General features: G+C 42.0%; 26 protein-coding genes. 5 read left to right on the top strand and 21 right to left on the bottom strand.

What is annotated here, in order from left to right:
- Window positions 1–10: 10 nt before the first annotated feature.
- Window positions 11–694 carry a Bax inhibitor-1/YccA family protein gene (locus SORDD05_RS06520; protein ID WP_061418167.1) on the bottom strand — a complete coding sequence of 228 codons (684 nt, stop codon included), beginning with the start codon at window positions 692–694 and terminating at the stop codon, window positions 11–13.
- Between the two features lie 54 nt (window positions 695–748).
- Window positions 749–1,489: a TrmH family RNA methyltransferase gene (locus SORDD05_RS06525; RefSeq protein ID WP_061418170.1), complete on the bottom strand. Its 741-nt coding sequence runs from the start codon at window positions 1,487–1,489 to the stop codon at window positions 749–751.
- Between the two features lie 33 nt (window positions 1,490–1,522).
- Between SORDD05_RS06525 and SORDD05_RS06530 the strand changes: the two genes are divergently transcribed.
- Both SORDD05_RS06530 and yidC read left to right on the top strand, forming a co-directional pair.
- Window positions 1,523–1,801: an acylphosphatase gene (locus SORDD05_RS06530; RefSeq protein ID WP_001174620.1), complete on the top strand. Its 279-nt coding sequence runs from the start codon at window positions 1,523–1,525 to the stop codon at window positions 1,799–1,801.
- A 77-nt stretch (window positions 1,802–1,878) separates the two neighbouring features.
- Window positions 1,879–2,799, top strand: coding sequence for a membrane protein insertase YidC (gene yidC / locus SORDD05_RS06535; protein ID WP_061418823.1), 921 nt, complete (start codon window positions 1,879–1,881; stop codon window positions 2,797–2,799).
- A 74-nt stretch (window positions 2,800–2,873) separates the two neighbouring features.
- Here the strand turns inward: yidC and pflA are convergent, their stop codons facing one another.
- From pflA to SORDD05_RS06595, 12 genes are all read right to left on the bottom strand, one after another.
- Entirely contained in the window at window positions 2,874–3,668 is a 795-nt protein-coding gene (pflA, locus tag SORDD05_RS06540; protein WP_061418174.1) for a pyruvate formate-lyase-activating protein, read from the bottom strand.
- 117 nt (window positions 3,669–3,785) lie between these two features.
- Window positions 3,786–5,042, bottom strand: coding sequence for a diaminopimelate decarboxylase (locus SORDD05_RS06545; protein WP_061418177.1), 1,257 nt, complete (start codon window positions 5,040–5,042; stop codon window positions 3,786–3,788).
- 66 nt (window positions 5,043–5,108) lie between these two features.
- Window positions 5,109–5,936, bottom strand: a complete 828-nt coding sequence (purR, locus tag SORDD05_RS06550; protein WP_002874197.1) for a pur operon repressor — start codon at window positions 5,934–5,936, stop codon at window positions 5,109–5,111.
- A 104-nt stretch (window positions 5,937–6,040) separates the two neighbouring features.
- Window positions 6,041–6,982, bottom strand: coding sequence for a 3'-5' exoribonuclease YhaM family protein (locus SORDD05_RS06555; RefSeq protein ID WP_061418180.1), 942 nt, complete (start codon window positions 6,980–6,982; stop codon window positions 6,041–6,043).
- Window positions 6,972–8,228, bottom strand: coding sequence for a DNA recombination protein RmuC (rmuC, locus tag SORDD05_RS06560; protein WP_061418183.1), 1,257 nt, complete (start codon window positions 8,226–8,228; stop codon window positions 6,972–6,974). The genes SORDD05_RS06555 and rmuC overlap by 11 nt, the downstream gene beginning before the upstream one ends.
- 1 nt (window position 8,229) lies before the next feature.
- Window positions 8,230–8,892, bottom strand: a complete 663-nt coding sequence (locus SORDD05_RS06565) for a thiamine diphosphokinase (protein ID WP_061418186.1) — start codon at window positions 8,890–8,892, stop codon at window positions 8,230–8,232.
- Window positions 8,855–9,511, bottom strand: a complete 657-nt coding sequence (gene rpe, locus SORDD05_RS06570) for a ribulose-phosphate 3-epimerase (RefSeq protein WP_000084990.1) — start codon at window positions 9,509–9,511, stop codon at window positions 8,855–8,857. The genes SORDD05_RS06565 and rpe overlap by 38 nt, the downstream gene beginning before the upstream one ends.
- A 10-nt stretch (window positions 9,512–9,521) precedes the next feature.
- The gene (rsgA, locus tag SORDD05_RS06575) at window positions 9,522–10,400 is read right to left on the bottom strand and encodes a ribosome small subunit-dependent GTPase A (RefSeq protein ID WP_061418188.1); all 879 of its coding nucleotides are present in this window, start codon (window positions 10,398–10,400) and stop codon (window positions 9,522–9,524) included.
- A 1-nt stretch (window position 10,401) separates the two neighbouring features.
- Window positions 10,402–11,274 carry a 16S rRNA (adenine(1518)-N(6)/adenine(1519)-N(6))-dimethyltransferase RsmA gene (gene rsmA / locus SORDD05_RS06580; RefSeq protein WP_061418191.1) on the bottom strand — a complete coding sequence of 291 codons (873 nt, stop codon included), beginning with the start codon at window positions 11,272–11,274 and terminating at the stop codon, window positions 10,402–10,404.
- 4 nt (window positions 11,275–11,278) lie between these two features.
- Window positions 11,279–12,583: a hypothetical protein gene (locus SORDD05_RS06585; RefSeq protein ID WP_061418195.1), complete on the bottom strand. Its 1,305-nt coding sequence runs from the start codon at window positions 12,581–12,583 to the stop codon at window positions 11,279–11,281.
- A 49-nt stretch (window positions 12,584–12,632) separates the two neighbouring features.
- Window positions 12,633–13,208: a ribonuclease M5 gene (gene rnmV, locus SORDD05_RS06590; protein WP_061418198.1), complete on the bottom strand. Its 576-nt coding sequence runs from the start codon at window positions 13,206–13,208 to the stop codon at window positions 12,633–12,635.
- Entirely contained in the window at window positions 13,205–13,981 is a 777-nt protein-coding gene (locus tag SORDD05_RS06595) for a TatD family hydrolase (protein ID WP_061418202.1), read from the bottom strand. The genes rnmV and SORDD05_RS06595 overlap by 4 nt, the downstream gene beginning before the upstream one ends.
- Window positions 13,982–14,132: 151 nt before the next feature.
- On the opposite strand from SORDD05_RS06595, the gene SORDD05_RS06600 reads away from it, so the two are divergent.
- Window positions 14,133–15,977, top strand: a complete 1,845-nt coding sequence (locus SORDD05_RS06600; protein ID WP_061418205.1) for an APC family permease — start codon at window positions 14,133–14,135, stop codon at window positions 15,975–15,977.
- A gap of 91 nt (window positions 15,978–16,068) precedes the next feature.
- Here SORDD05_RS06600 and SORDD05_RS06605 read toward each other — a convergent pair whose 3' ends face one another.
- The 5 genes from SORDD05_RS06605 to SORDD05_RS06625 all read right to left on the bottom strand — a co-directional run bounded on the left by SORDD05_RS06605 (window position 16,069) and on the right by SORDD05_RS06625 (window position 21,019).
- Complete coding sequence (locus SORDD05_RS06605) at window positions 16,069–18,030, bottom strand: peptide ABC transporter substrate-binding protein (RefSeq protein WP_061418208.1); 1,962 nt, start codon at window positions 18,028–18,030, stop codon at window positions 16,069–16,071.
- A gap of 143 nt (window positions 18,031–18,173) precedes the next feature.
- A complete protein-coding gene (rpmH, locus tag SORDD05_RS06610) occupies window positions 18,174–18,308 on the bottom strand; it encodes a 50S ribosomal protein L34 (RefSeq protein WP_000831905.1) in 135 nt (44 codons plus the stop codon).
- A gap of 245 nt (window positions 18,309–18,553) precedes the next feature.
- Window positions 18,554–19,138 (bottom strand): DUF2625 family protein, encoded by a 585-nt coding sequence (locus SORDD05_RS06615; protein WP_061418211.1) that lies wholly within the window; start codon window positions 19,136–19,138, stop codon window positions 18,554–18,556.
- A 224-nt stretch (window positions 19,139–19,362) separates the two neighbouring features.
- Window positions 19,363–20,577, bottom strand: a complete 1,215-nt coding sequence (locus tag SORDD05_RS06620; protein ID WP_061418214.1) for a pyridoxal phosphate-dependent aminotransferase — start codon at window positions 20,575–20,577, stop codon at window positions 19,363–19,365.
- Window positions 20,578–20,719: 142 nt separating this feature from the next.
- A complete protein-coding gene (locus tag SORDD05_RS06625) occupies window positions 20,720–21,019 on the bottom strand; it encodes a hypothetical protein (RefSeq protein WP_061418217.1) in 300 nt (99 codons plus the stop codon).
- Window positions 21,020–21,185: 166 nt separating this feature from the next.
- Between SORDD05_RS06625 and SORDD05_RS06630 the strand changes: the two genes are divergently transcribed.
- Window positions 21,186–21,638, top strand: a complete 453-nt coding sequence (locus tag SORDD05_RS06630; RefSeq protein ID WP_000079159.1) for a universal stress protein — start codon at window positions 21,186–21,188, stop codon at window positions 21,636–21,638.
- A 35-nt stretch (window positions 21,639–21,673) separates the two neighbouring features.
- Here SORDD05_RS06630 and SORDD05_RS06635 read toward each other — a convergent pair whose 3' ends face one another.
- A complete protein-coding gene (locus tag SORDD05_RS06635; RefSeq protein WP_061418220.1) occupies window positions 21,674–23,059 on the bottom strand; it encodes a Cof-type HAD-IIB family hydrolase in 1,386 nt (461 codons plus the stop codon).
- Between the two features lie 65 nt (window positions 23,060–23,124).
- Here SORDD05_RS06635 and SORDD05_RS06640 point away from each other — a divergent pair, with 65 nt between their 5' ends.
- Window positions 23,125–24,087 carry an asparaginase gene (locus SORDD05_RS06640; protein WP_061418223.1) on the top strand — a complete coding sequence of 321 codons (963 nt, stop codon included), beginning with the start codon at window positions 23,125–23,127 and terminating at the stop codon, window positions 24,085–24,087.
- Window positions 24,088–24,127: 40 nt separating this feature from the next.
- Here the strand turns inward: SORDD05_RS06640 and ccpA are convergent, their stop codons facing one another.
- Entirely contained in the window at window positions 24,128–25,138 is a 1,011-nt protein-coding gene (ccpA, locus tag SORDD05_RS06645) for a catabolite control protein A (protein ID WP_001090631.1), read from the bottom strand.
- Between the last annotated feature and the right edge of the window lie 202 nt (window positions 25,139–25,340).

A 25,340-nucleotide genomic window follows, 5' to 3' on the forward strand; every position in this document is an offset into this window, starting at 1 on the left:
CTGTCATTCATTAATCGTTTCGACCAAAGATTCGTAAGATGCTAAGGAAGAGGTTGATAAAGTCTAGGTAGATGCTGAGCGCCATTGAGATGACCCAACCTGTCGCTACTTGCCCTCGTGACTGCTCATAAACATAGCGAATCTTTTGGTTGTCCCAAGCAATCAAACCTGAGAAAACCAAAACCATGGCAATACTAATCATGTAGTCAAAGAAACCACTAGCTAAGAAAATATTCACAATCATGGCAATGATGAGACCAACAAGCGCCGCCATCAAAGCTCGTCCCATTCCACTCAAATCTTTCTTGGTGAAAATCCCGATTGCCGCCATGACAAAGAAGAGTAGGGCACTGGATACAAAGGCTGACAAAACTGTTCCCGGCGTATAGAAAGCTACGACAAAGCTAAGTGTGAAGCCATTCAGTAGGGAGTACACTAGAAATACTGGCAGAGCTACTGGGCTATTTTTAGCAGCCATGCTACTTGCAACAAAGACCAGACCAAGTTCTGCAAAAGTTGCAATCATCAACCAGAGACGGCCATGCATTAAAAAGTAGACCAATTGAGTCTGAAAGACTGTCAACATCAAAGCTGACACGAGAGCTGACAGACCAATCCCAAGTCCCACAAAGGCATAAACCTTAGCGTAAAATTGATTGAGACCTGAACGTTCTTGAATAATTGTTTGATTCATTCCGATTCTCCTTTTTCTATAAATATGTCTTGATTATAACAAAGATTTTATAAATTAGCTGAAATAAAACATCAAAATGCCTGCTGCAACTGCCACGTTGAGACTTTCTGCTTGACCTTTCATGCTTATATGAACCAGCTGATCAGCACTCTCAACCATGACAGAACTAATCCCCTGTCCTTCATTTCCCATAACTAAAACAAAGTCTTCTAGGGGAGAAAGCTCACGATAATCCTTTGAATCTCTCGATAAGGTCGTTGCTAGAATGGGCAAATTGCTTTTCTTTGCCTCTTCTACAAAGGTGGCAAGAGACATCCGATAGATGGGCAAATGAAAATGACTTCCTTGCATAGAACGCAGGGTCTTGAGACTGTAGATATCCGCTGACTTGTCTGAAACAATGACCCCTGTAAAACCTGCTGCATCCGCCGTCCGAATCATGGTACCCACATTGCCAGGATCTTGGACATCTTCTAAAAATAGAAACTTACCCTGACGAAGATCAGGCTGTCCCATTTCTGCTTTTTGAATAACTGCGACAATGCCCTGAGGAGTTTGCGTATCTGCCAAATCCCGCAAAATCTCCTCTGAAACCCAGACAGTTTGAGGAAAAGTAGCCAACTGTTCCCTATAACTCTCCAGAGCAAAGATCTTCTCAATCCTCACTCCTGCTTGAACAGCTTCTTCGAATAAGTGCCAGCCCTCAATCAAATAAGCAGACTTTCGATATTTTTTTTGATGCAATTTCTTAGCATTTTTTACCACAGAATTGGCTTTTGAGGTTATAATAGTCATAGAAACATTATAACACAATCAAAGGGGATTGGTATGCAAAAGGTTAGAATGATTGCCCAAGGCAGGGTGCAGGGAGTCGGCTTTCGTTGGGGCGTTTATACTCTAGCGCTTGAAATCGGTGGCATCACCGGTCGTGTCTGGAATAATGACGATGGCACAGTGGAAATTCTCGCTCAGGCAGACTCCTCTGCCACTATGGCAAAATTTATCCAAGAAATCCGAAAAGGTCCGACACCTTTCTCAAAAGTTACCTATCTGGATGTGCAAATGAGTAATTTTTCATCCTATTCTGACTTCAAAGTCGCAAATTAGGTCTCCAGAACTATTGTATATTTTACAAAAAAACAGTAGAATAGAAAGGTATAATTTTTAAAGAAGGAATGAAAACATTGAAATCTATTAAACGTTTTGCCCTCTCTGCTATGGGAGTGGCTATGCTACTTATCTTGACAGGCTGTGTTTCTGTTGATAAAACGACTGGAGAACCGACTGGATTTATCTGGAACACCATCGGAGCGCCTATGGCAGAGGCCATCAAATACTTTGCTAATGATATGGGACTTGGTTTTGGGATGGGGATTATCATCGTCACCATTATCGTGCGTTTGATTATCTTGCCACTCGGTATCTACCAATCGTGGAAGGCGACGCTTCACTCTGAAAAGATGAACGCCCTCAAACACGTGCTTGAACCACATCAAACACGTCTCAAAGAAGCAACAACTCAAGAAGAAAAACTTGAGGCTCAACAAGCTCTCTTTGCCGCCCAAAAAGAACATGGTATCAGCATGCTAGGAGGCGTCGGATGTTTCCCTATCCTCATTCAAATGCCTTTCTTCTCTGCTATCTACTTTGCAGCCCAACATACTGAAGGGGTTGCTCAAGCAAGCTACCTAGGAATTCCTCTAGGGTCTCCAAGTATGATTTTGGTTGCCTGTGCTGGTGTCCTTTACTATCTTCAATCGCTCCTTTCACTTCACGGAGTAGAAGATGAAATGCAAAGAGAACAAATCAAGAAAATGATCTACATGAGCCCACTCATGATAGTTATCTTCTCCCTCTTCTCACCAGCCAGTGTCACACTTTACTGGGTTGTCGGTGGTTTCATGATGATTCTCCAACAGTTTATCGTCAACTATGTCGTTCGTCCAAAACTTCGTCAAAAAGTACGCGAAGAATACGAAAAGAACCCTCCAAAAGCAAGTTCTACTGCAGGAGTAAGAAAAGATGTGACTCCTAAGCAGGCTCAAGCGATCACAACCAATAAGAAAAAGAAAAACCGCAACTCTGGTAAACAACGATTTAGATAAGACTCAAAAGGCTTAGCTGAAAGGCTAAGTCTTTTTGCATCACAAAAGCCCGATGTCTCCATCAGGCTTCTTTTTTATCCATGAACACGTTTCATATAGTCTTGATAACTTTCTGTATCCATAAGCTCCTTGGCATTCTTGACACGATCTGCCGTTGGTGGCTTTACCCCTTCAAGCGAATATGGAATCCCTAGTTCACGCCACTTGAATTCTCCCATCGTATGATAAGGTAGGATTTCAAACTTGTCAACGTTTTTGAGGGTTTTGACGAATTTACCGAGTTCGATCAAGTCGTCATCTCTGTCTGTCAATCCCGGAACCAGCACATGGCGAATCCAAACAGGCTTCCCAATATCTGATAAGTACCGGGCACAGGCCAAGATGTTTTTATTGGTTTGGCTTGTGACAATCTTGTGCTGTTCTTCATTGATTTCCTTGATATCCAAGAGAACTAAGTCTGTCACCGCCATGAGTTTATTAAACTTTTCGAGATAACGTGGTGTATTACGGAAAGGAAGGGCACAGGTGTCCAAGGTGCAGTGGATTCCTTTTTCCTTAGCCTTGGTAAAAAAGGCAATCAAGAAATCAATCTGCAAGAGTGCCTCTCCACCACTAACAGTGATTCCTCCCTTGTCTCCCCAGAAACCACGATAACGAAGGGCTTCTGTCAAGACATCGTCTACTGTCCGTTCGCGTGATTTATTGGTCTCCATAGCCCATGTATCAGGGTTATGACAGTACTGGCAACGCATGTGACAGCCCTGCAAAAAGACAATAAAACGAATCCCAGGGCCATCTACCGCCCCAAAACTCTCTGTCGAATGCACCATTCCTGTCACTTGTCCATAGTCAATTGTTTCTTCAGACATATCGTCACCTTCCTTGAAACCGTTTTATAGTTTTATTATATCACGACTTGAGGGAAAAACAAGATTTTTGTCTATTTTTTAGAAAGCAATCTGTTTTTCACTTTCATTTTCATTTTTTTAATGATCGGGTTCAAAATCAAAACCATACAAGGTTGCAAAATAGTCCTCAGGACGCTCTGCACGGCGGATTTGGCGGGCTTTGCCTTCTTCGGTATAGAGGATTTCTGCCGAGCGTAGTTTGGCATTGTACTGGTAACCCATGGAGAATCCATGTGCACCTGTATCATGAATCACCAGTAAATCACCGATTTCTGTATGAGGTAGTTCGCGATTAATGGCAAATTTATCATTGTTTTCACAGAGTGAACCAACCACATCTACAACCTCAACTGGTCCGTCTGGATGGGTCAGATTGGTGATATGGTGGTAAGCTCCATACATGGCTGGGCGCATGAGGTTGACTGCTGAGGCATCCACGCCCAGATAGGTACGGTAGGTTTTCTTTTTATGAGTGACTTTTGTGACGAGAACTCCATGAGGCGCCAACATAAAGCGACCCAATTCGGTGAAAATCTTAACCTGCCCAAGACCTGCCGGCGTAAGGACTTCCTCATAAACCTTACGAACTCCCTCACCAATCACAGCGATGTCATTTGGCTCCTGGTCTGGGCGGTAGTTGACCCCGATTCCGCCAGAAAGATTGATAAAGTCCAGTGAAATACCTAATTTCTCCTTGATTTCAACGGCCAATTCAAAAAGCTGACGAGCCAACTCTGGATAGTAGAGATGGGTGATGGTATTGGATGCTAGGAAAGAGTGAATCCCAAAAGTCTTGGCTCCTTTTTCCTTCAAGATGGTAAAGGCTTCAAAAAGCTGGTCCTTGGTCATACCAAACTTGGCTTCTCCGGGATTGTCCATGATATCTGTCCCTAGCTCAAAAACTCCTCCAGGATTGTAACGACAAGAGATGATTTCTGGAATGCCTGCCGCTCGCTCCAGATGTGCAATGTCTTCAAAGGCATCCAAGTTAATGGTCGCACCCAATTCACGCGCATAAGCATACTCCTTGTCTGGCGTGTTATTAGAAGAGAACATGATCTCAGAACCGGGGAAATCTAGTTTATGACTCATCAAGAGCTCTACATAACTAGAACAGTCCACACCACAACCTTCCTCTTTGAGGATTTTCAAGATAGCTGGGGTTGGAGTAGCCTTAACTGCAAAATATTCTTTAAAGCCCTCATTCCACGAAAAAGCCTTGTTGACCGCTCGGGCTTTTTCACGAATCCCCTTCTCATCATACAAGTGAAAGGGAGTTGGGAACTCTGCAACAATTGTTTCTAAATCTTCTCGGCTGATAAATGGTGTTTTCATAAGCTTCTTTCTATTCTGTTTGCAAAGAAAGGCTGGGACAATCGTTCCAACCTTTAGTTCTATCTCTTATTTGTCTTCGTCAAAGATATTTCCAATCTCAACATCGATGGATTGGTTCTTAACATCAATATTGGTTACTTTCAAGAGTGACTTGTAATCAAACTGCTTTTCACGTTCTTCTTGGGCATTGTCTGCAAAGACTGCGACACCAGCTAGTTCAGAATCGAACTCACGCAAGAGACTGATCATCCCGTTGACCGTTCCGCCACCTTTCAAGAAGTCATCCACGATCAAGACACGACTGCCTGCCTTGAGACTGCGTTTTGAAAGGAACATTTTCTCGATACGGTCACCGCTGGAACCTGATACATAGTTGACGCTGACCGTTGAACCTTCTGTGATTTTCAAGTCACGACGCACAATGACAAATGGAACATTGAGGACATTGGCAACTGCATTTGCGAGTGGCACACCTTTTGTTGCTACTGTCATAACGGCATCGATTTTTTGGTCCATAAAGCTCTTGGCAATGATGCGCCCAATATTTTTCAAAATGGCAGGTGTACTGAGCAAATCAGATAGGTAGATATAGCCACCTGGCAAGATACGGTCGCTTTCTGAAAGTTTGTCACGCAAGTCTGCGATCATTTCTTTGGCTTCATGACTTGAGATTGATGGTGTAAAGATAACGCCACCACCTGCTCCAGTCACAGTCTGAATATGACCGATTTCGATTTCCTCAAAGGCGCGCTTGATAATCACGATATCCTCTGAGATAGAGGATTTAGCAGATTCGTACTTTTCTGCAAAGGTATTGAGACTTGTTAGTTTGTATGGATTATTAATCAAATAGTTGGAAATGACAACCATCCGATCACTTCTTCTTAATTTCATTTTTATTTACCATTCCATTTAATTTTGATATTTTATCCATTATACCACATTCACATAAAAAAACGAACATTATTGCGTAAAAAATGCTCGTTTTTCTTAAATTATTAATCTAAATCTGGTTTATAGAAGGAACGATTGTCCATAGCGAAGATTTTATTGGTCATCTCACCTTTGTCCACCAAAGCAAGAGCTGTTGACATCATCATCATGCTGGCGTCTAGATTGTCAATCATATGAATAATCTCTGCCTCCATAATGCGTGGACGGACTGGACTTCCATACTCCAGCAAGCCATGGTGACTGAGGATGACATGGCGCAGTAATACCACTTCTTCTCTAGTATCATCGATGCCCAGTTCCATGACTGTCTTGGTAATTTCACTATCGATGAGGGCTATATGGCCGATGAGATTGCCTCGTACTGTATACTCCGTCTGGTCTGGTCCCGTCAACTCAATAACCTTGGCCAAATCGTGCAGCATAATCCCGGCATAGAGGAGGCTCTTGTTGAGCTGAGGGTAGATCTCGCTAATGGCATCTGCCAAGCGCACCATGGTTGCTGTATGATAGGCCAAACCAGTTTCAAAGGCATGGTGGTTGGTCTTGGCAGCTGGATAGGAGTAGAATTCCTTATCATACTTGGTGTAGAGACTGCGAACGATACGCTGCCAGACAGGATTTTCAATCTTGAAAACCATTTGCGACATGTAGTCACGGATTTCCTTGACATCAACTGGCGATTTAACCTTGAAGTCAGCTGGATCATTGGGTTCGCCAGGCTGAGGCAAGCGGAGAGTAATTTGATTGACTTGAGGAGTGTTATTGTACACTTCTCGACGTCCCTGCATGTGGACGACTTTCCCTACGGTAAAGGTCTCAACGTTATGAGGTTGGGCATCCCAGAGTTTCCCTTCAATCTCGCCACTATCGTCTTGGAAGGTAAAGGCTAGGTAGTTTTTCCCAGCTCGCGTCTGTCTCAGGTCAGCTGACTTGATCAGGTAAAAACCTTCAAACAGCTCATCTTTTTTCATGTGACTAATCTTCATATTCTTCCTCATCTTCTTGGAAATGGAGTATATCAAGCGCAGGCTCACCTTCTGATAACTCAATGTGACGGAGCGTCCGCTCAATAGCTGTGGTACGACGGTTTAATAATTCATCAATATTGCCAGAGGCATGTTGGAGATGCTTTTGTGCCTTAACCAAAATTCCCCCGAACTTGCCAAACTCGGTTCTGACACTAGCAAGGGTCTTGCTGATATGGTCGGCACTCTTTTGGATATTGAGAGTTTTGAAGCCAACTGATAGAGAATTAAGCAGGGCTGATAGGGTACTTGGACCAGCAACAATAATCTGCTCCTCCCGTCTCAAATCATCAAAGAAGACCGGATTGCGAACAATCTCTGAGTAAAGTCCCTCTGTCGGAACAAACAAGACTCCAAAATTGGTCGTCCGAGGTGGCGCCAGATACTTGCTCTTGATATCCTTGGCAAAGCGCTTGACGCTAGCTAGGAGTGACTTGCGACAGCGTTCGATTTCGTCCTTATCGCCTGCTTCATAAGCTTCTTCTAAGCGGTAATAATCCGCCAGTGGAAACTTGGAGTCAATCGGTAAATAGACATATTCCTGGTCACCCTGTCCAGGTAACTTGATGGCATACTCCACTCGCTCGCTAGAGTTCTCAACCGTTGCGTATTCTCGTTCGTACTGGGCAGGTGTCATGATGTCTTCAATGATTTGCCCCAGTTGCAACTCTCCCAGAATCCCTCGCGTCTTGGTCCCAGAGAGAACCTTGTTGAGAGCTCCGACATCACGGGCAACTGTCTGCATTTCTCCCAGGCCACGATTGACAGACTCCAGTTGCTTGGAAACTGTCTCGAAGGATGCTTGCAAGCGGGTCTGTAAGGTCTTTTCTAGTTTTTCCTCGACTGTCTGGCGCATTTGTTCTAAACGTTGCTCATTTGATTCCTGCAGGGCTTGGAGGCGTTGGTCGGTCTTATCTCTGGTTTGGAGGAGATTCTCGTTCATCTCCTGTCTAACTTGCGTCAAGCCTTGGTGCAACTCCATTCGCACTTCTTGCAAACGGTCGCTGACAGCCACTTCCAAGTCTTTTTGGTCTAACTGGCTGGCTTGTCTAGCTTGGTCAAAACGATAATCTAACTGATCTGACAAGTGATCTGCCTGATCCTCCAAGCTCTTGGCTAGGTACTTGTCTTGCTTATCCTGCCTTTGCCAAATCAGAAAGAGTCCAGCTAGGTTGACAATTAATAATAGTAATAATACAGTCTCCATCCTACCTCCTGTCCTTGCTATGCAACACGACGACATAGCCATCTGGGCAAGTTACCGCAACTTCCCTATCTATATATTCGTTAGAAGCGTACACTTTTTTAAAGAAAAAATTTTCCTCTGTCAACTCATACTTGGCACCGAGAATGGTCAGCTGGCTATCCCGAACTGGCATAAAAGCTAGATAATCGTAGTCCGAACGTGGTTCAAGTTGACTGGTCCCTTCTGGACAATAGGCAATCAAGTTTTGCCCATCCTCAATCGCTATCTGGCGCATATAGGGTGCTAACTTGGGATTGCTAGGCAGAAAGACATTGGCCAGCATATGATCAATACGACCACCCAAAGCCCCAAAAATAGTCACCTGAGCCTGAGGATTTTGTTCAAAGATGGTCAAGAGAGCCAATTCCAGATCCGTATCATCCTTTTCTGGCTGGGCTTGGACAAAATGTTGGGCACGTTTTTGAATCACCTGACGCTCTTCTGCAGTGACAGAATCAAAATCTCCAACTGCTAGGTCGAGAGGAAGGTCTTCTTCCAAGACCCAGAGCGAACCGCGATCCACACCGACAAAGCAATCAAAATCCGTCCGATAATGACCGCGATCTCCGCCGGCAAAAACGGCAACCCTAGTCCAGTTGTTTTCTGAGAGTTTGCACTCGTTCATTGACATCTCCCTTAAAGACATAGGATCCTGCTACAAAAACGGTCGCACCAGCTTCTTTGGCTTGAGCAATAGTTTGATCATCGATTCCACCATCGACTTCGATCTCAAAGTTCAAGCCTTTTTCCTCACGAAGGGCAACTAACTCTCGAACCTTGTCCATGGTTTCAGGCAGAAAGGCTTGACCACCGAAGCCAGGATTAACTGTCATGACCAAGACTTGGTCAACTAGATGAAGGACGTGCTTGATAGCCTCAACAGGTGTACCAGGATTGATAACCACAGAAGGTTTGACACCGAGAGAGCGAATTTTTTGGAGGGCTCCATGAATATGAGGCGTTGCTTCCACATGAATACTGATAATATCTGCCCCCGCACGCGCAAAGTCTTCTAGATGATGCTCAGGATTCGCCACCATCAAGTGACAGTCAAAGACCATCTTACTATGAGGACGAAGAGCTTCAACCACACCTGCACCAAAACTGATTTGCGGTACAAAGTGACCATCCATGATATCGATATGGGCATATTCTGCACCAGTTGCTTCTAGGCGTTTAATTTCACGTTCAAAGTTGGCATAATCTGCTGCCAGAATTGACGGAGCAATCTTGTATTGAGACATAGGTTTCTCCTTATTTTGGAATTTTTTTGCTGACTTTTTTATAGGTTTCTCTGCGATTTTCAATCTCACTGAGGAATTGGAGGTAATTGTCAAAACGGAAGGTCGCAATGATGTCTTCTTCCACTGCAGGCTTGACTGCACAGGACGGCTCATGGGTATGGGTACAAGTACGGAATTTACAGTCTCGACTGACACTGGCAATCTCTGGAAAGGCTTGATTGAGGTCTTCAGCAGTTGAGACTTCATAATCCAGTGATGAAAATCCTGGCGTGTCTGCGATTTTCCCACCATTGAGGTTGTAAAAACTAACAGCTCGAGTGGTATGACGACCGCGACCCAGACTATCTGAGATTTCTCCTGTTTCAAGATTGAGATCCGGAGCAATTTTATTGAGAAGGGTTGACTTACCAACACCCGTTTGTCCCATAAAGACCGTCACTTTGCCTGTCAGCAAAGGCAGGAGTTCCTCCTTACTGGTCACAAAGTCGTAACCAATAGCACCATAGGTTTGTTGGTAAAAACTTAATTCTTCCCTATCTTCTAGCAAATCCATTTTAGAAATATAAACGATGGGATGGATGCCCTTGTGCTCCAAAAGAACCAAGAAACGATCCAGCAAATTACTATTAAAATCAGGTTCCTTGGCCGACATGATAACCACAGCTTGGTCAATATTAACAATAGGCGGACGAACCAGACTATTTTTTCGTTCGTGAATCTTGAGAATGTAACCTTCTGAATTTTCCTCCGCAGAAAAATCTACCCAGTCCCCAACGTAGGGTGTGTGGCCTTTTTTGCGGAAATTTCCACGCGCGCGCGTCTGGTAAACTTGACCATCACTCTCCACATAGTAGAAACCCGCCAAGGCTTTAATGATTTGTCCCTGCATCTTAGAGCCCTTGTCCTTTAAGCGCATCTGCCAGACTGGCAAATTCTACCAAGCCAAGAGCTTCACCACGTACACTTGGTGACAAGCCTGCTTGGTCCAAAGCCTTGGTCAACTTATCCTTGACTTCATCAGTCTTGCCAAAGTAACCTGTCAGGTTATTCCACAAGGTCTTGCGACGATGAGTGAAACTAGCCTTGGAAACCTTAAAGAAGAAGTTCTCATCTTCTACTGCTACAGCTGGTTCTGGACGGCGCACCATTTTCAAGATGGCTGAGTCCACATTTGGCGCTGGCACAAAGACCGTACGAGGCACGATAAAGGCAACCTTGGCTGTCATGTAATACTGAACCGCAATCGACAAGCTACCGTAAGCCTTGGTGTTAGGTTGGGCTGAGATACGATCCGCCACTTCTTTTTGCATCATGACCACAAATTCACTAAAAGGAATGCCACTCTCGATCAAATGCATGAGAATAGGCGTCGTGATATAGTAAGGCAAGTTGGCTACTACCTTGATTGGCAGGTCAGGATTTTTGAAATTCTGGATATGTTGCGCCAAATCGACCTTGAGAATGTCCTCGTTGACTACGGTCACATTATCAAAATCACGCAAGGTATCAGCTAGGATTGGCACCAAACGGTGGTCGATCTCAAAGGCCATGACTTGAGCCGCACGCTCAGCCAAAAATTCTGTCAAGGCACCAATCCCTGGCCCGATTTCGATAACATTAACCTGATCATCAATTTCAGCTGTATCCACGATTTTTTGAAGGATATTGGTATCCGTCAGGAAATTCTGCCCGAAGGACTTTTTAAAGGTAAAACCGTGACGCTCCAGCACTGCCTTGGTCACGCTATAATCTGCAATTCTCATTTATCTACTCTTTTTCCACATTACTATTAAAACCAGTAAAATAAAAATTATACTTTCCTGCCTTATCTATATTCTTTTTCTTTAAAAATCTAGTAAAGCTATCATTTTCAAAAACTATTGTATTATAAACATTTTCATTCTTTATACAAAATATATAATATTTGAAATTATTAGACTTTTGTATTTTCTCTGAAAATAGACTATTCCAACCAGAGAATAAACTTCCAGCAATATAGCCGGATTTATTTTCCTCCGTTATATAATTTTTACTGATACTTATTTTTTTGTTATTTCTTTTTTCATCAACTCCTATGCCGTACGATACCAACCCATTAATAATATCCTTATAAATTTCTTCCCTATTTTCTGACTTAGAATCAATTTCAAAAAACTTGTTTCCTAAAATATAGTTATCAGCTATAATCCCTTCTCGGGCATCAAATACAGTTCCATATTCTGAAACAGATGTAGAATAAAATTGCTCAGCAAAATCATCCTCATTAGAGTCTTTAAATGTTCCTATAATCGTATTACTATCACTTAGTAATTCTTTCACTTTTTGTTCAGATAACTCACCAGTACTGATACTACAGTTGATAAATTCACATGCTTCAAATGAATTTGAAGCAAAAAAATCAGCAGAAAAAGTACACTCTACAAAGCTTTTGTCTTTAAACTTTACTTTTTCAATCTCATATCCAGTAACACCAAATTCAACATAACTGAAATATTTAACTTCCTTGGAACCAAATATTTCTTCCTTTTTCAAAGATATTATTTCTCTCATAACTGGTTTCAGTGCTGTGCTCAAATTATATTTCCAGTTCTCCGCCAACTCATTCCCAGGATTCTCTATTCCTTTTGGATATTTTATTGAACAAATTGTAGACAATACTTGAACAAAGTCAAGAGAAATATCTAATTTTAATATCTCATTCCATTCCTTTAATAATTTATTATACGTATCAATGATATATTCAATTTTTCCCGCCTTATAAAAGGGTAACTCTTTGGTCTTACTAATATCTGCAACAAGTTCTGTAAGTTGCTTATCATAATACTTCACAGTGTCTCTAACATTATCAGACACAGTATTTTTCTTATTTTCTTTACTTTGTTCAATAGCTTGATTCCAAGTAACTAATGTCGGCAACGCAATAACTATGCCCGCTAATACTTCTCCTTGGGATAAACTATTAAGAATTAAATTCTTACCCTCAAAAAGATTATTCATATATAAAATAATACCAACAATCACAACTCCGACTGCAGCAAAACTCAACAATAATTTACCATCCTTATTTTTCATACAGCCTCCTATTAACTTAAATACACTACCTTCATTTTAACATAATTCTCTACACTTTAGAGTCTTTCTCATAACTTTCCATAACCTCTTCCACTTCTGCCAAGGTTACTCCAAACAACTCTAAGCGCTTGAGGAGTTGCTTGCCGTTGGAATAGCCGATGCGGAGCTGTTCGCCTAGATACTCTCGGCGTCTACGACTGTCTGCTCCCGCTAGGAAACCTAGGCGAATCAAGTCGCTTCGACTGATGTCAAACACGTTCTCATTTTCAAATTGCTCTGTCACCTGAGCGAGCGCTGTTTTCAGGTCCTCATAGCTGGCGTGTTCAATTCCCAGAGAACGCCCCTTAGTCTTGGATTTGGGAACAGCCTCATCTCGTTTGAGAAAGGCATGCTGGACTGTTGGAATAGCCGTCATAATCATGCGACGAATCCGCTCCCCATTAAAATCTGGATCGGTAAAGACAATCACTCCATGCAATTCATGCAGGCGCTGAATGCGTTCTATATCCTGGTCATTTATTGCGGAACCTCGTGTCTCATAGGTTTCCACGTCAAAGTAACGTTTGAGATTGACCGTATCATCACGACCTTCGACCACGATAACTTGTGAAATTTTTTCTTTCATGATTGTTTTTCCAATCCAAAAATTCGCTCTGCATTGGCAGTCGTTGCCACCGCCAGCTCTTCTGTCGTCATCCCACGCAAATCGGCAATAAAGTCCGCCACATAGCGTGTGTAGGCTGTTTTGTTTTCACGGCCACGTTTAGGAACAGGAGCTAGGTAAGGGGCATCTGTCTCAACGAGGATTTTATCCAAAGGAAGTTCCCTAGCAGCCTCTTGGATATCCGTCGCTTTCTTAAAGGTCACCACACCTGAGAAAGAAATGGTCATGCCAAGCTCGACAAACTTCTCAGCCCACTCCAAAGAACCTGAAAATGAATGCATGATGCCTCCACGAGGGCCAACTCCCTCGCTCCTGATAATCTCATAAGTATCTTCTAGCGCATCACGGGTATGGACCACAAAAGGCAAATTCAAATCCTTAGACAACTGAATCTGACGACGAAAAACCTGCTCCTGTACTTCCTTAGGTGCTGTCATCCAATGGTAGTCCAGACCAATCTCACCTAAAGCAACAACCTTGTGATGTTTTAGTTTTTCAAGCAAGTAAGCTTCGACCTCATCTGTGTAAGTCCCTGCTTCCGTCGGATGCCAACCAATAGTTGCGTAGAGCTGCTCATACTCATCTGCCAACTCTAGGGCTCGTTCAATGGTCGGTTTATCAAAACCAACAATATTCATCTGTGTCACACCCATCTCAGCAGCCAAGGCGATTTCTTCTGCCTCACGTCCTGCAAATTCTTCTACATTTAAATGTGTGTGCGTATCAAAAATCATCTCTTCTAACCTCATTTTCTTCCATCTATTATACCAAAAATAGCATCCCTCGGCTTGTAAAAATATTCTAATACCGACCATTCTCCCTTGACTGCCCTTTTTCAAAGCAGTATAATAACACTTATTGAAATTTTCAGCAAAGGAAAAGAAAATGTTTAGAAAATTAAAATATACCTTTATCGGTCGGCCACTCAAGTCTCTCACAGATGGTGAAGGGGGATTACTTGGAAAAATGCAGGCACTTGCAATGTTATCCAGTGATGCCCTGTCTTCTATTGCCTACGGACCTGAACAAGTCATTCTCGTTTTAGTCAGTCTCTCTCCTCTCGCTATTTGGTGGAGCCTCCCTATCGGTATTTTTGTCCTCTTACTCCTCGCTAGTTTGACCATTTCCTATCGTCAAATTATTCACGCCTATCCTCAAGGTGGAGGAGCTTATATGGTCACTCGGGAAAATCTCTCCCCTGAACTAGGCTTGATTGCAGGAGGCAGCCTCCTTGTTGACTATATGCTGACAGTAGCCGTATCCGTTGCTTCTGGAGCTGATGCTATTACTGCAGCCATACCTGCCCTCCATCCCTACAATCTTCATATCTCTATTTTCCTAGTCTGCCTGCTCATGCTCTTGAATTTAAGAGGCTTGAAAGAATCGGCCAGCTCTCTGATGATTCCCGTCTATCTCTTTATCTTCAGTACCGTCTTTCTCTTGCTTTATGGGTTCTTTCAACTATTTACAGGTTCCCTAAACTATCAGGCGACTTCAACCATTGGACAAACTGTTCCGAGCCTTTCCATCGTTCTCCTACTAAGAGCCTTTACCAGTGGCTCTGCCTCTCTGACAGGGGTTGAAGCTATTTCAAATGCGGTACCATTTTTCAAAACTCCGAAAGAAAAGAATGCTGCTCAAACCTTGACCATCATGTCGCTCATTTTAGGATTTCTTTTTGCTGGCATTACCTTCCTAAACTACTGGATGGGCATCACACCTCAAAATGGAGAAACCATCCTCTCGCAAATGGCCAAGGGCATTCTTGGGAATTCATTCTTTGGTCATGCTAGCTACTATCTCTTCCAGTTCTCAACAGCCTTGATTCTAGCTGTAGCTGCAAATACTGGCTTTTCAGCCTTCCCTATGCTAGCTTACAATATGGCTAAAAACAAATATATGCCCCATCTCTTTATGGAAAAAGGAGACCGCCTTGGCTACTCCAACGGTATCTTAACTCTGGCTTTTGGAGCTATGATCCTTCTTCTCATTTTTAATGGGAATACTGAACGCTTGATTCCTCTTTATACTATCGGAGTCTTCGTTCCCTTTGCCCTTTCTCAGACTGGGATGATTCGCCATTGGAAAAAGGAAAAAGGAGCAAACTTCTTAAAATCTGCCTTCGCTAATATCCTTGGGGCCATCATTTGTTATGCCATTGTCCTCATTTTACTCCTCTTCAGACTGGGTGATATCTGGCCATTCTTCCCAATTATCCTAGTCTTAACCTTCCTCTTTTTGTCCATTCACAACCATTACCAAAAAGTGGCAAAACAACTACGACTCTACGAAGGAATTGAAAAGCGCACTTATGACGGCAACCTTGTCCTTGTCCTAGTAGGAAATGTTACCAGAGTCAGTGTCGGAGCCATTAACTACGCTCAAAGTATCGGTGATGAAGTGTTAGCCATGCACATTGCTACTAAAGAAACGGCCGAAAAAGACCAAGAAATTCTTCAGGAATTTGCCGATTACTTCCCAAATATCGCTCTGAAGAATATCAATACCAGCTACCGTGACATCATCACCCCTAGTGTTAAGTATGTCAAACGAATCGCCCAAGAAGCTAAGCAAAAAAACTACACCGTTACAGTCCTTGTACCACAGTTTATCCCTAACAAGCCTTGGCAAAATATCCTGCACAATCAAATGAGCCTCAAACTAAAATACGCTCTCAGATGGCATGAAGACGTCGTTGTCGCTAGCTACTCTTATCATTTAAAAGAATAAAGAAAAGGCCCTACCAGAACCAAAAAGCGTCTGGTGGGGCCTTTTTCTGAATCCAGCCACTATGCTTAACTAAAAAGCATGACTAGGAATATTATTGAATGTGGTTAGCTAGATCTTCTTGGGCTTTTTTGTTGGACTCAGTTTTTTCTTTTTGCCATTTTTCATAAAACTCTTGGTACTGTTTCGCAGTCACGGGATCTTTTTGCAACTCAAGGTATTTGTAGTTGTCCGCATCCCCTTTGTGTCCAACGAATGAGAAGGCTCCTGTGAACGGTACAGTCTTACGGAAGATTGGATTAGCTCCTCCACTTTGAACTGGCAGAAAGAGAGCACTATCTGTTAGCCAAGCTTGAACTTCGGCAAATTTCTCATAGCGAACCTGAGTGTTTTCAACTTCTTTATCTGCCTCATCCAACAACTTCTTGTAGGTAGAGAGACCGATTTTTTCCTTAACACCATTGTCTTTTCCTGGAGTCAAGCCAAGATTTTTTAACTGAGAACCAGAGTCTGGATCCAAGAGGTCAAGATAGGTCTTGGGATCAGAGTAATCTCCGCTCCAGCCTGAGATGTCAATGTCATAGTCCTTTTGTTCAGCTGTGTCAGCAAAGAAGGTTGCATTGTCTTTCTCGTCTGGAGAAAGTTGAATCACATCGATAACAATATTATCTGATCCAAGTGTCTCCTCAACCGTCTGCTTGAAAGAACTGGCTTGTTGTACATCCAACTTAGCAGTCTGGTCCACTGGCATGTCTAGATGGATTGGGAAAGTCACACCTTCTGCTTGCAAACTTTCTTTGGCTTTGGCAAATTCTGCCTTGGCTTTGTCAGCATTCAAGAAGGCAGGCTGAGCGTCGTTTAGATTGACATTAGCCCACTCTGAACCATAGTTGACTATCTTTTCATTGACAGCATCTCCAAAGTTTTTCCCACCGATTTGAACAAAATTGCTTGGTGTGACTGTGTTTCGAAGGATACGGTCAGCTCCATCTTCTCCATTTGTCTGTGCGGCGTAGGCATGACGGTCAAAGGCAAAGTTAATCGCCTGACGGAAGTCCTTATTTTGCATAGCTGCACGAGAATCCGTCTTTTCTTTATCCGTCTGTTTCATTGTTTGATTGTAACTTTGACGGTTGACATTGAAGAGATAGTAGAAAGTCACAGCATCCTGAGGAGTATAGGTAATCTTATCTTCATTCCCTTTTTTCAGCTGGTCAAAGACAGAGCTTGTCGGGAAGATACGGCCATCTGTGTAGTTGCCTTCTAAGAATCCTCGAGCCAAACTATCTTGGTCTGAACCATCATAGAAGGAAAGTTTTACTTTCTCAATCTTGACATTGTCCTTATCCCAGTAATTAGAGTTCTTTTCAAACTCAATTAAAGATTTTGATGTGAAAGACTTGAACAAGTATGGCCCATTTGACAGAATACTAGATGGGGTAACACTTCCAAAGTCATCTCCCTTAGATTTCAAAAAGGCTTCATTGACAGGACTCAAAATTCCCCCTGTTGTCTTTGAATTCCAATAAGACTCTGGCTTGTTCAAGGTGTATTGGAGAGTATAGTCGTCCACTGCCTTGACTCCAACCGTCTCAAAGTCAGATGTTTTCCCTTCGACATAATCTGCCAAACCTTTGATTGAATCCCGTACCAAGTACAAGTTCTCAGCCTTTTTATCCGCTGCATACTTAAGACCTGTTACAAAGTCATGAGCTGTCACTTCAGCGTACTCTTCTCCTTCAGAGGTATACCACTTAGCTCCTTGGCGGATTTTGTAGGTATAGGTCAAACCGTCTTTTGATACTGTCCATGACTCCGCCATAGAAGGAACGAGGTTGCCGTACTTATCATTTTCCAACAAACCATCGATCAAGTTTGTCGTAATGCTAGAAGTCGAACCACGTGTCGAAGTGATATAGTCTAATGTATCTGGATTGCTAGCAAATACATATGAGTAGGTTTTATCTGTATTTGATTGTGCCGAACTACAAGCCACCATCAAGAAGCTTGCACTCAAAATTCCAGCCCCTAGTAGGAGGGCTTTTGATTTCTTCATAACTGTTCTCCATTTTTATAGTATATGAAACATTATACATTATTTCAGAAAAAATATAAAGCATTTACAGACTGATATTATAGGAAAAAAGAAAAGCCAGTAGACTCGAGTTCCTACTGACTTCTTTATTGAATTCGTTTGGATTAAGCAGCCAAAACTTTGCGTCCTTTACGACGACGAGCTGCCAATACGCGACGACCGTTTTTAGTTGACATACGGTTACGGAATCCGTGTTTGCGCGCACGACGAAGTTTACTTGGTTGATAAGTACGTTTCACGATGAATACCTCCTCATAGATTTTGTATTCGTTTAGCCGGCTATAAAGTGATCAGTTACTAAACATACTTTACTATTCTATCTGATTCTGCCACTTTTGTCAATAGCTCCAAGCAAATGTTTTCTAGCTTTTCCTATGAAAGCCCTTATCAGAAACAGTTAAGAGTAACATTCTCTTCAGATGCGAATAAATCAGTAAAAAATAATTCTTGCTAACATACATTTCCTATATTGAATCCACCGATTTCATATCCCAAACTGTCTGCAAAAATCAGCATTCATTTCTAACAATTCTTTAAAAGGAACTATTTTTCTAACTGCACCTGATGGAGTGTACTCCATTGACCACATAAATGGATAGGTCAAAACAACTTCATTCGTTTCAAGCGATAAATCTAATTTGAACAAATCTGATACTATAAGTTCTTGATAAAATAGGTCTAACTGATTTGTAGTCACCCAATATAAAAATCCCTTATAATCTATCTCCAAATCCTCCCATTCTAATGTATCGGGGGTAAAATATTCTATTGAATTTAATTTTTCAATATTTATTGCAAATAGACCACCCAAAATATCATAAGCTATCAAACAACGATTAGGATTATAACATTTTGAAAACAATTCATTACAATAGATGAATCCATTCTCTGAGTCATTCCCCAAAATCTTTAAATAACCATTAACAGTTATATAAGAAAAATGTTCTAAGATAAACTTCAGTTCTTGTGGTGTTTCTATAGTATCCGTTATTTTTTTATTAAATTCTAAAAACTTAATATCATTGGAACTTTCATCAAATTTTTCAAGAATCTCTCTCATAGTTATCATTTTATTTACCTATTCTCCACTATTCATCTTTACTCTTGTAGTTCATAGTTACTAATGTTTTTAATATTAAAAATTCTAACAATAAATTCTAATTTTTCAGGATATTATATCTTCCCAGTATCCTTCCAAGAAAATAAAAATCTCAGAGAGGTAACGTTTAAATCATAAAAACGTTCGCTTTCTCTGAGATAAAACGCTAAAATCTAGTTGAGCCCTATAGAACCTTATCTACGATACTGTTTTAAGAAACGAGTCATCTTTTCTTGGATTTGCGCTAATTCGTCCACTCGTGGGAGGTAAACGATACGGAAATGGTCTGGTTCTTGCCAGTTAAAGCCGCGGCCATGAACCAAGAGAACCTTTTCCTGTTTCAAGAAATTAAGAACAAACTGTTCATCATCATCGATGCGGTACATATCGCGGTCGATTTTAGGGAAGATATAAAGACCCGCCTTCGGCTTGACCGCAGACAAACCTGGAATATCTTGAATAGCATTGTAGATGAAGTTTCTTTGTTCGTAGATCCGTCCACCAGGAAGGAGTAATTCGTCCACTGACTGGTGCCCACCTAGCGAGGTTTGTACAACTTGCTGGGCCAAAACGTTAGAGCAAAGACGCATATTGGACAGCATATTGAGACCTTCGATATAGCCCTTGACATGGTGCTTAGGACCAGACAAGACCATCCAGCCCACACGAAAACCAGCGATACGATGCGATTTTGACAGACCATTCATGCTGACACAGAAGACATCTGGTGCCAAGCTTGCCACAGGCGTGTGTACATGCCCGTCCATCACCATGCGGTCATAAATCTCATCTGCAAAGATGATCAAGTCGTTTTGACGAGCAATCTCAATAATCTCCAACAAGAGTTCCTTAGGATAAAGGGCTCCAGTTGGGTTATTTGGGTTGATAAGGACGATGGCCTTGGTATTGGAAGTAATTTTTGACTTGATATCGTCAATATCAGGGTACCATTCTGCAGCTTCATCACAGATATAGTGAACCGCATTTCCCCCAGCTAGGCTGACCGCAGCTGTCCAGAGAGGATAGTCTGGCATAGGAACCAAGACCTCATCTCCATTGTCTAAAAGCCCCTGCATGGACATAACAATCAGCTCGCTGACTCCATTTCCAAGGTAGATATCATCAATGTCCACATTGGGGAAGTTCTTCAATTGGCAATACTGCATGATGGCTTTACGTGCTGAGAAAATCCCTTTGGAGTCAGAATATCCCTCACTATCACGCGCATTCATAATCAAGTCATGAATGACCTCGTCTGGCGCTGTAAAGCCAAATTCTGCTGGATTTCCTGTGTTCAGACGTAAAATCTTTTCTCCGTTTGCTCGCATCCGCATAGCTTCTTCCAAAACAGGGCCACGGATATCATAGGCAACATGCTCTAACTTACTAGACTTGTTATATTCTTTCATCTTGTTTCCTCAATTCATCGAGATAGTAACATTATACCACTAGAAAGGGATTGCGACAAGTTTCCTGAAATGAGCAAACAAAGAAAAAACTCACAACGACTAGGTTCTCACCGTCTAAATAACTAGAAGGAAGAATCATTTTTCACATACCAAAAGACAAACCTAGGAAGACCAATGCTAAAAAGGAATCATACAAAAGATTAAACATGAGAAAGAGCCCCCACGTGACCAAATAGTCCAAGCGACCACTTCTCTTTGCAATCACAAATAAAATGATATGGTAGACTAAGTGAAAGAGAAGAAAACCAACAAAACCTAGATAGAAAACACGCACGACTCTTTCCAGCTGCCAAAGCATCGCTACTTCTCCTACAAGTGACGCAAGGATAATTCCATGATAAAGAAGACTTATTTTTTTAGAAACTTGAACAAAATCTTTCATACTTTCTCATCCCCTCACTATGTTTCCTACTATCCCGTTTTCTTTTATTTTAACATATCTCCACCAAATCGAATCTCCGATAATATTTATTTAAATATGATTTTTACTTTACTTCTTTAGTGAAAAGGATTACAATAAAAGTAAGAAAATTTCAGGAGGTTTCATTATGGCACAACGTTACCAAAATGTTATGGTTGCAATTGATGGTTCTAAAGAGGCAGACTTGGCTTTTGTTAAAGGTGTTTACACTGCTCTACGCAATGATTCCAAGCTCACCATTGCCCATGTTATTGACACACGCGCTCTTCAAAGCGTGTCTACCTTTGATGCTGAAGTTTACGAAGAACTCCAAGTCGACGCTGAAAGTTTGATGAAAGAGTACGAAAAACGTGCAAAAGATGCGGGTGTGACCGATATTCATACCGTCATCGAAATGGGAAATCCAAAAACTCTCCTTGCCCGTACCATTCCAGACGCAGAAAATGTTGACTTGATTCTCGTCGGTGCAACAGGTCTTAATGCCTTTGAACGCCTCTTGGTTGGCTCTTCATCTGAATACATCCTCCGCCACGCAAAAGTTGATTTACTGGTCGTGAGAGAACAAGAAAAAACATTATAGGAACACAAAAGGAGCCTGCTAGGCTCCCTTTTTTCTTACTTATTTCTCTCTTTATGTCGCTCATAAGCCTTGAGCTGACGCTGCAGTTCCTTTCTGATAGCAGGTTCTGGAGCATATTTTTCGTCCCAGTCATCCGGTTTTAAGATTTTATGTGTAATTGGATCAAAATGAGCTTTTCCATCAGGAAAAACCTTCCCCATGTTTGCCTCATGCACAATATCAAATATGCGTTCTGGATCCACTCCCATCAAGGCAAAACTGCCGTAAGTAAAATACAGTGTATCGATTAAGGCATCAACCTGCCCGATTAGATCTTTTTGGGCAGGCGTTTTTTGCCTTACCTTTTCTGCCGCCTTGTCAAGTGCCGCATGCATGCTTGCAAGCGACTGCTGGAATTCTTCCTCCGAAGAACTTGCCGCGCGGACAAACTCTACTAATTCTTCAATTTTAAAGTCTGCACGATGGGTTGCCCCTTCAACATCCCATGCCTGCGGCTCTTCCTGCGTCCGTTCATCCATCATGTGATGGAAGGTCTTGACCTTATTAAAATGGTAATCTCGACTGACAAAAACTTTTTCTGAAGCCAAGACTCCAAAATGTTCAAGCGCCTTGTGGATGCCATCTTGTTGGTTACTTGCAGTAATGTGCTTGGCAACTTCTTTGACGCTGCTACTGCCATTTCCCATGGCTACAGACATACCAACACCTGCCAACATTTCCAGGTCATTGTCTGAATCACCAAAGGCCATGACTTGGTTGAGATCAAAGCCATATTCTTTCCCGACTCGGCGAATGCCTTCTAGTTTAGAATTTCCTTGGTTAATGATATCTGCTGCAAAAGGATTGCTTCGAGTCAATTTCAAATCTTCAAAATCACTTGCAGCTTTCTCAGATTCTTCGGGTGTCATCAGCATTAACACTTGATAGATTGGCTCATTGATCAAACGAAGTAGGTCATCTTCCTTTTGAGGAACTGCCTTGCTAACCATCCGATTAAAAGAACGGCTAACAGTTCTTGTCAGAACAGTCGGAATAAAACGACTAACCAGTTGAGAAAAGGATCCGAGACCAAATGACATAATTTTCGAACCAACAACGGCATGTTCGGTTCCAAGAGCGATTTCTTTTCGCTCTTTTTTAGCATAGGCAATCAATTGACGCAGGCTTGACTTAGCGATTGGGCTTGCAAAGAGTACCTTTTCTTTATTAAAAATGTATTGGCCGTTGTAGGTCACTGCAAAATCCAAGTCTAAATCTTCCATCAATTCCTTGACAAAGAAAGGCCCCCGTCCTGTCGCCACTCCAACAAGCACCCCTTGTTCTTTCACGATCCGAATTGCGTCCTTAGTGGATTTCAAAACACTCTTACGATCGTTAACTAGCGTTCCATCGATATCAAAAAAAACAGCTTTGACTTCCATCCTATCCCATTCTCCCCTTTTGTGTTACAATGATTATACCACATTTCAGAAAGAGTGACTAAATCATGCCTAAGAAAATCCTTGTTTTGCATACAGGTGGGACCATTTCCATGCAAGCAGACGCCACTGGTGCCGTTGTAACTAGTCAGGACAATCCTATGAACCATGTTTCCAATCCACTTGAAGGGATTGAGGTTCATGCCCTAGACCTTTTTAACCTGCCAAGTCCCCATATCAAACCCAAGCATATGCTTGCACTCTATCATAAAATCAAAGAGGAGGCTGATAACTACGATGGTGTTGTCATCACACATGGTACGGATACCTTAGAAGAAACAGCTTACTTCCTTGATACCATGAAAATTCCACCCATCCCCATCGTTCTAACAGGGGCCATGCGTAGTTCAAACGAACTTGGTAGCGACGGTGTATATAACTATCTGAGCGCTTTGCGAGTTGCCAGTGATGATAAAGCAGCCGACAAGGGTGTGCTGGTCGTCATGAATGATGAGATTCACGCAGCAAAGTATGTTACCAAAACCCATACGACCAACGTCGGTACCTTCCAAACTCCAACACACGGACCACTTGGTCTCATCATGAAGCAAGAAATCCTCTACTTTAAAACAGCTGAGCCTCGTGTCCGTTTTGATCTCGAACATATTCAAGGTCTGGTTCCCATCATCTCGGCCTATGCAGGTATGACAGATGAGCTGATTGATATGCTTGACCTAGATCACCTAGATGGATTAGTCGTTCAAGCTTTTGGAGCAGGTAATGTACCCAAAGAAACAGCTCAAAAATTAGAAAGTCTCCTCCAAAAAGGCATTCCAGTCGCCTTGGTTTCACGTTGTTTTAACGGAATTGCAGAACCCGTTTACGCCTATCCAGGCGGAGGAATTCAATTACAAGAGTCTGGCGTTTTCTTTGTCAAAGAACTCAATGCTCAAAAAGCTCGCCTCAAATTATTGATTGCTATCAACGCGGGACTAAAAGGACAAGAACTTCGCAATTACATGGAAGGTTAAAATTGAAAATCAGGAAATCTTCTCGATTCCCTGATTTTTTCTATTTGCGTTTTCGTGTCGAACGACGTTCTGTCAAACCGTGAGGCAGGAGAACTTCACGTTCTTCCAACTCTTCTTTATGCATAATCTTGGTCAACATACGCATACTGATAGCACCAAGGTCGTATAGAGGTTGAGCAATTGTCGTTAAGTTTGGACGAGTGAATCGTGCAATTTGAGAATCATCTGTCGTAATGATTTCAAACTCTTCTGGTACAGAAATACCGTGATCTGCCAAGCCATTTAACACACCCGCAGCCAATTCATCACCTGTCACAACCGCGGCTGTAGCCTGTGAAGAAACCAAGCGCTCTGCCAAGGCATAGCCATCATTATAGCTGTATTTAGACTCAAATACCAAGCCCTCGCTATAAGGGATTCCTGCCTTTTTCAAAGCTTCCTTGTAACCAATCAATCGAATTTTACCATTGATATCATCAACAAGTGGTCCACTGATAAAGGCAATCTTTTCATTTTCCTGAAGCAAATGAGTTACTGCATCAATCGTTGCTTGTTTGTAGTCAATATTAACACTTGGCAACTGGTGTTCGATATCCACCGTTCCTGCAAGGACAACTGGTGTCCGAGAACGAGAAAATTCTGAACGAATCTTTTCAGTCAAGTGATAGCCCATAAAAATGATCCCGTCAACCTGTTTTGAAAAGAGAGTATTAACTACTGAAACTTCTTTTTCATCGTCTTCATCACTGTTGGCTAGGACGATATTGTACTTATACATCTCTGCAATATCATCAATCCCCTTGGCTAGGGTTGAAAAATAGCCATTAGTAATATTTGGAATCACAACACCAACTGTCGTGGTTTTCTTGCTGGCCAAGCCACGCGCTACCGCATTTGGACGATAGTCAAGACGATCAATCACCTCTAGAACTTTTTTACGAGTATTCTCTTTGACGTTCTTATTACCATTCACTACACGGCTAACAGTTGCCATTGAAACCCCAGCTTCACGGGCAACATCATAAATCGTTACTGTATCATCTGTGTTCATTCTGTTTCCTTTCTATATTGAAAATTTCGCTTTCATACATCTGCTTACTCCATTTTATCACTTATTGTAAACACTTTCAAGTATTTTTTAGAGAAACTTTGAAAAAATTTCACAACCTATTCCCATTTTGAAAAAGCGAGTACGATTTCTTGATTTTTGGGATGTTTTGCTGTATGATAAGGAAAAATAAAAGGAGGGAGGG

Source organism: Streptococcus oralis, from assembly GCF_001578705.1.
GTDB lineage: Bacteria > Bacillota > Bacilli > Lactobacillales > Streptococcaceae > Streptococcus > Streptococcus oralis_J.

Coding starts and splice junctions, on each gene's coding strand:
- SORDD05_RS06520 (WP_061418167.1), bottom strand. CDS start 694: ATGAATCAAACAATTATTCAAGAACGTTCAGGTCTCAATCAATTTTAC.
- SORDD05_RS06525 (WP_061418170.1), bottom strand. CDS start 1,489: ATGACTATTATAACCTCAAAAGCCAATTCTGTGGTAAAAAATGCTAAG.
- SORDD05_RS06530 (WP_001174620.1), top strand. CDS start 1,523: ATGCAAAAGGTTAGAATGATTGCCCAAGGCAGGGTGCAGGGAGTCGGC.
- pflA (WP_061418174.1), bottom strand. CDS start 3,668: ATGTCTGAAGAAACAATTGACTATGGACAAGTGACAGGAATGGTGCAT.
- SORDD05_RS06545 (WP_061418177.1), bottom strand. CDS start 5,042: ATGAAAACACCATTTATCAGCCGAGAAGATTTAGAAACAATTGTTGCA.
- purR (WP_002874197.1), bottom strand. CDS start 5,936: ATGAAATTAAGAAGAAGTGATCGGATGGTTGTCATTTCCAACTATTTG.
- SORDD05_RS06555 (WP_061418180.1), bottom strand. CDS start 6,982: ATGAAGATTAGTCACATGAAAAAAGATGAGCTGTTTGAAGGTTTTTAC.
- rmuC (WP_061418183.1), bottom strand. CDS start 8,228: ATGGAGACTGTATTATTACTATTATTAATTGTCAACCTAGCTGGACTC.
- SORDD05_RS06565 (WP_061418186.1), bottom strand. CDS start 8,892: ATGAACGAGTGCAAACTCTCAGAAAACAACTGGACTAGGGTTGCCGTT.
- rpe (WP_000084990.1), bottom strand. CDS start 9,511: ATGTCTCAATACAAGATTGCTCCGTCAATTCTGGCAGCAGATTATGCC.
- rsgA (WP_061418188.1), bottom strand. CDS start 10,400: ATGCAGGGACAAATCATTAAAGCCTTGGCGGGTTTCTACTATGTGGAG.
- rsmA (WP_061418191.1), bottom strand. CDS start 11,274: ATGAGAATTGCAGATTATAGCGTGACCAAGGCAGTGCTGGAGCGTCAC.
- SORDD05_RS06585 (WP_061418195.1), bottom strand. CDS start 12,583: ATGAAAAATAAGGATGGTAAATTATTGTTGAGTTTTGCTGCAGTCGGA.
- rnmV (WP_061418198.1), bottom strand. CDS start 13,208: ATGAAAGAAAAAATTTCACAAGTTATCGTGGTCGAAGGTCGTGATGAT.
- SORDD05_RS06595 (WP_061418202.1), bottom strand. CDS start 13,981: ATGATTTTTGATACGCACACACATTTAAATGTAGAAGAATTTGCAGGA.
- SORDD05_RS06600 (WP_061418205.1), top strand. CDS start 14,133: ATGTTTAGAAAATTAAAATATACCTTTATCGGTCGGCCACTCAAGTCT.
- SORDD05_RS06605 (WP_061418208.1), bottom strand. CDS start 18,030: ATGAAGAAATCAAAAGCCCTCCTACTAGGGGCTGGAATTTTGAGTGCA.
- SORDD05_RS06615 (WP_061418211.1), bottom strand. CDS start 19,138: ATGATAACTATGAGAGAGATTCTTGAAAAATTTGATGAAAGTTCCAAT.
- SORDD05_RS06620 (WP_061418214.1), bottom strand. CDS start 20,577: ATGAAAGAATATAACAAGTCTAGTAAGTTAGAGCATGTTGCCTATGAT.
- SORDD05_RS06625 (WP_061418217.1), bottom strand. CDS start 21,019: ATGAAAGATTTTGTTCAAGTTTCTAAAAAAATAAGTCTTCTTTATCAT.
- SORDD05_RS06630 (WP_000079159.1), top strand. CDS start 21,186: ATGGCACAACGTTACCAAAATGTTATGGTTGCAATTGATGGTTCTAAA.
- SORDD05_RS06635 (WP_061418220.1), bottom strand. CDS start 23,059: ATGGAAGTCAAAGCTGTTTTTTTTGATATCGATGGAACGCTAGTTAAC.
- SORDD05_RS06640 (WP_061418223.1), top strand. CDS start 23,125: ATGCCTAAGAAAATCCTTGTTTTGCATACAGGTGGGACCATTTCCATG.
- ccpA (WP_001090631.1), bottom strand. CDS start 25,138: ATGAACACAGATGATACAGTAACGATTTATGATGTTGCCCGTGAAGCT.